This window comes from Ochrobactrum chromiisoli (assembly GCF_026241335.1).
GTDB lineage: Bacteria > Pseudomonadota > Alphaproteobacteria > Rhizobiales > Rhizobiaceae > Brucella > Brucella chromiisoli.
On record NZ_JAPHAV010000042.1, the window covers coordinates 1 to 4487 of the forward strand.

A 4487-nucleotide genomic window follows, 5' to 3' on the forward strand; every position below is an offset into this window, starting at 1 on the left:
ATACCGTCGTTTAAGACTATAACAGTCACGGGGATTTCCACTCGGACCATGGTTTCAAGCTCCGCCCAGGAAAGAGCGAAGGCTCGGTCACCTTTATGGTCTTCAACTTTAACGGTGGAACTGCCCATCAACGTGGCTGAAATCATGGCTTGAGAGCGCGGAACAGCTCCAGCAACCCAGCTTTCAATCCAGCGACATCATCGTCTTCCGCGCGCAATGCTATCTCGTTCATTGCCCCGTTGAGCAGCACAGCCAATGCTGTGGGGCCAGACGAGAAGCGGATGGCACCTTCGCTGATGGCCTCCTCCACGCCGATCCTTAGAAGATCAAAAGAAAGCTCGCGATCGAGCGCTTCCCACTGCTCTCGTCCGAGTACACCTGGTGCATCGACAACGAGTATACGGCGGTTTTCGGGTTTAACCATAAAATCGATCCAAGCCGTCGAGCCCTTTTCCAACGCCTCAATAGAAGTGACCACATCCCTCGTTGCGATTTGGATCGCCTCTGCCGCCCCGGCGGCAAGGTCGCGGCATACAGCTTCAAACAAGTCTGCTTTATCGCGATAATGATGATAGAGTGCGCCGCGTGTTACTCCCGCCTCGTCTATGATCGCATCCGTGCTGGTCATGGCATAGCCATTGCGGGCAAATAATGTCCGCGCAGCTGCAACCAATCGCCCTCTTGTTTGGATGGTACGCAGTTCGTTTTTGCTCATAATCGCCCTTCTATAAGATATTGACAGACAGTCTGTATGTTTATATGATCATAAACATACCGATAATCTGTTTGTTTAAATCTGGCAAGGAGTCCTATCATGCGATTTTTCGATCGCTACCCGATAATCGTCACCGATAAAAAAGACGAAGCGCGCGACTTCTGGCTTAAGTATCTGCAGTTCGATGTGACTTTCGATAGTCAATGGTTCTGCCTGCTGACTGCAGAAAACAGTACTGCTTCGATTGCTTTCATGACGCCAGATCATCCGTCGTCACCGCCCGGCCCCGAAACCTTCGCCGGAATTGGCCTGTGCTTCGAGATGGAGGTTGGCGATGCTAAGGCCGCTCACGACGAACTGATAGAAAGGGGATTACCCGTTACTTACCCGCTGACTGATGAGCCGTTCGGCCAACGCCGTTTTGGATTTAAAGACCCTTCGGGCCTATGGATTGATATTGTCGAGCAAATCGAACCGCGAGACGACTTCTGGGGCAAATACATGATGTGATCGATGTGCCACCACATTACTTCTATATTGTTCTGCCCTCCTTGCTTGTTGACTTTCCACCCCTTCGAGCACAGCAACACAGCTTGTAGGCCGCGTGATGTTTGTCGTGGTGATACTCGAGCGTCTCTCTGGACATAAAGGGAGCCAACGCGTCATGAGGGTAAGGGAGGTCCGGAAGCGAAAATGTCATCGAAATCTCCTGTCGGTTAAGCTGGTGGTGACTTCAATCAAATCACCAGTGTAGATACTCATATCGTATTTGGCTCTGATCGTATGAGTCGGGCACCTAGGACGTCACCACGATCCAGACAGTAGAAAATATAGCCCAGAAATGGCCATTTCAACTGCGATAGAAAGAAGAACCCTTCCCATCAACGGGGTTTTAATCTTTCACATCTTACTAGAAAGCAAGTGTCTTATTGCGGCGGAGAAGAACACGCATGTATGTCTTTCCAACGGAATTGAGTGGACCTCTTCAAGGGAAGCTGGAACGAATTTGATGTACTTGGCACCTACCTCGGTGGGGCTGTAATTGAAACTGCGGCTTCCGATGTGAACATCTGGAACGTAAAGGATTCCTGCAGGTATAAATCGACAGTGGTGGCGCTATGCCCAAGATAGCCGATCGAAACATCCTGACCTATATCCAACTCGAAATCACCACCTCGAGTTGTCAAAACAAATGCTCCGTCTACTGCCGGCGCCCAGAAAATGCCTCCATCGACAATTCGTTCGATGTGATGGAAGACTGGATAACCGTCATCATTTCCGCCGCTGGCAGCCGTATATGCATCCGCCCCCAACACCACAGCGTATGGACCATTGCAACCGGCCAGACGTAGCACGCTGACTGCCTTTGCAATCACGTCAGGGTAGGACTTGATGTCTGATGGAAGAGTTAGCGCAGCATTGCTGCTGCCCTGTGCCATTCCTTGAATATTCGCGCCTGAAAACCCGGTGTAAACCGCTCTCTCCTCCGCGAAGGCGATACGCTGGGCAGCCTCCTTTACCGGGGACCAGTCTGAATCCTGGGCACCACGATCGACATCATCGATGGCCTCGCGACTAAGTTGAAAAGGAACACGAACTTCCACGAGTGGCTTGACCTCTCGCTGACGGGTCTGGATTCCATCTCCGGGGCTCGCGATTTCCTTAAGATGTCCTGTACCAACAGCCGACAGATCAAACCCGTGAGGGCCCTTCACATCAATGACACGACGTGCGGAGAGATGACGCTTCAATGTCCGCGCAGCTTCTTGCTCAATCTGTTCCCAGGCGCTCGCGGAAATTGGAGCAAGATTTCGATGCAGATTATTCATAACTTTCTCACTCCTTTAATGAACCTATAGATAGCGAACCATCGCTGAGAATAGCCTCTCCATCGGCTCGCGTATCGGATTTTGTGGTTTCGGAAGGCTTTTCAGTCTCGGGAACCGGGACCATTTCAACGGTAACTTCGTCAAGGAAAGTCACTGTGGGAACGAAGAACAGTGAGCCTGTTACCGCACGACTGAAATCGAGAATATGGTCGTAAGTGCCGGGAGGATTGCCGATAAACATATTCTCCAGCATTTTCTCGATACGAGACGGCGAACGGGCGAAACCGATAAAATAGGTCCCGAATTCTCCTTTGCCGACTTCGCCAAAAGGCATGTTGTCACGCACGATCTGAAGCTGCTCTCCGTTCTCTTCAATGTTCGTCAGTACATTGTGAGCGTAAGGTTTCTTCTGCTCATCGCGTTGCTCGATATCAGACAGCTTGTGCCGACCTATTATGTTTTCCTGTTCCTCGACCGGGACCCTGTTCCAGCTATCGAGGTCATGAAGATATTTCTGGACGATCACGTAACTGCAGCCAGAAAACTCAGGATCCTCGTTGCCAATGAGAGTTGCGGCAATAGCGGCCTGATTGACCGGATTCTCGGTACCGTCGACGAAACCCAGAAGATCGCGGTCGTCGAAAAACTTGAAGCCGTGCACCTCATCGGCAACGGAAACATAACCTGCAAGCCGCGACATGATATGACTTGCCAACTCGAAGCACTGGTCCATGCTGTCTGCCCGGACATGAAACAGAATATCGCCGGGTGTCGATACGGCGGTATGAACGCCGCGTATCTCACGGAATACATGCAACTCCTTCGGCCTCGGTGAACCGAAGAGACGATCCCAGGCCCGCGCTCCAAAACCGGTGACGCAGGAGAGTTGCCCATTCAATCGCCGGAAACCGACACCTCGCACCAAGCTCGAAAGATCAGCGCACAGACCACGCACAATCTTTTCTGCTTCGCTTCCCTTGTTGATCGTTACAATAAGAAAAACTGCAGCCCTTGTCAGTTTTCCGACAACGGACTGCGAAACCGGGAGAGATGAAATATCATCCGTGGCCATGTCTACTCCATCTCAGACAATGAAAGATAAGAAATACCCGCAGGAAAATCGCTTTCCCGCTCTTCTGACAATGCTATAGTCTCCAGACGGTGTTGTCACGTTAAGTTTCTCTGGCCGGAAAGGCCAGGGGCTCGTAGATATTCAGGCGAAACAGGCCGCAATTGTCCGACATCAGGGCCTTTGAGACAAAACTGGTTTAATTAAGAAGAGAGGATTTTCGGCTCATCATAGCTTTATCAAAGGACGCAAAGATGAGACAGAAACCCGTTCCCCAAACGTCTTCTGCGGAGAGGACGATCAAAGATATCCGTCGTGCCACGCGTAAACATTATTCAGCCGAGGATAAAATCCGTAGGTGTTGTCACGTTAAGTTTCTCTGACCGGAAAGGCCCGTGGCTCGTAGATATTCAGGCGAAACAGGCCGCAATTTTCCATGCATCGAAAGCTTCGAGGCGATGGTAGCGAATTGTGTGTGCGGCTCGGCGACGAGATGGAACAGAGAAACAATTGCGGGTCGCTGAGTGCATGGAGACGAACCGTTGCAACGCTCCAGGCGACCGATGACCTTGCATGGTTCGCTCCCGTTTCCTAAACGGCAGATGGCTATTTTCGGCCCGATTATTGAGGCCCTTGTGCGACCAATGGTCAAGGCCGGGCGCCACTTCTGCCTTTGCTGCACCGTAGGAGCGGAGCTTATCGGTGATGATCCGTTTGGGAGCAAAGCCATAGCGCTTCATTAACGCCACGAGCAGTCGCTTTGCCGCCCTTTTATCACGCCGCTTCTGCAAGATTTCTTCGAGAACGGAGCCATGTTGATCCACCGCACGCCAAAGCCAGAATTTTTCTCCAGCGCATTTGACGACCACTTCGT

General features: G+C 51.4%; 6 protein-coding genes and 1 pseudogene. 1 reads left to right on the forward strand and 6 read right to left on the reverse strand.

The window, feature by feature from the left end:
• Nucleotides 1-131, reverse strand: a 131-nt coding sequence (locus OPR82_RS22530; protein WP_323054580.1) for a thiamine pyrophosphate-dependent enzyme, incomplete at its 3' end; no start/stop codon positions are given.
• Nucleotides 132-142: 11 nt separating this feature from the next.
• Entirely contained in the window at nucleotides 143-715 is a 573-nt protein-coding gene (locus tag OPR82_RS22535) for a TetR/AcrR family transcriptional regulator (RefSeq protein WP_007881529.1), read from the reverse strand.
• A 99-nt stretch (nucleotides 716-814) separates the two neighbouring features.
• Here OPR82_RS22535 and OPR82_RS22540 point away from each other — a divergent pair, with 99 nt between their 5' ends.
• Entirely contained in the window at nucleotides 815-1225 is a 411-nt protein-coding gene (locus tag OPR82_RS22540) for a VOC family protein (protein ID WP_007881530.1), read from the forward strand.
• 85 nt (nucleotides 1226-1310) lie between these two features.
• Here OPR82_RS22540 and OPR82_RS22545 read toward each other — a convergent pair.
• From OPR82_RS22545 to OPR82_RS22560, 4 genes and pseudogenes are all read right to left on the reverse strand, one after another.
• Nucleotides 1311-1415 (reverse strand): annotated as a pseudogene (locus OPR82_RS22545) (superoxide dismutase); the annotation flags it as partial.
• A 322-nt stretch (nucleotides 1416-1737) separates the two neighbouring features.
• Nucleotides 1738-2544, reverse strand: a complete 807-nt coding sequence (locus OPR82_RS22550; RefSeq protein ID WP_265987192.1) for a family 1 encapsulin nanocompartment shell protein — start codon at nucleotides 2542-2544, stop codon at nucleotides 1738-1740.
• A gap of 7 nt (nucleotides 2545-2551) precedes the next feature.
• Nucleotides 2552-3616 carry a Dyp-type peroxidase gene (locus OPR82_RS22555; RefSeq protein WP_265987194.1) on the reverse strand — a complete coding sequence of 355 codons (1065 nt, stop codon included), beginning with the start codon at nucleotides 3614-3616 and terminating at the stop codon, nucleotides 2552-2554.
• Between the two features lie 407 nt (nucleotides 3617-4023).
• Nucleotides 4024-4487: DDE-type integrase/transposase/recombinase (locus tag OPR82_RS22560; RefSeq protein WP_265987196.1), on the reverse strand; the 464-nt coding region annotated here is incomplete at its 5' end.

What these genes read in the sequence shown, in the direction of transcription:
- OPR82_RS22535 (WP_007881529.1), bottom strand. Translation starts at nt 715, where the DNA reads ATGAGCAAAAACGAACTGCGTACCATCCAAACAAGAGGGCGATTGGTT.
- OPR82_RS22540 (WP_007881530.1), top strand. Translation starts at nt 815, where the DNA reads ATGCGATTTTTCGATCGCTACCCGATAATCGTCACCGATAAAAAAGAC.
- OPR82_RS22550 (WP_265987192.1), bottom strand. Translation starts at nt 2,544, where the DNA reads ATGAATAATCTGCATCGAAATCTTGCTCCAATTTCCGCGAGCGCCTGG.
- OPR82_RS22555 (WP_265987194.1), bottom strand. Translation starts at nt 3,616, where the DNA reads ATGGCCACGGATGATATTTCATCTCTCCCGGTTTCGCAGTCCGTTGTC.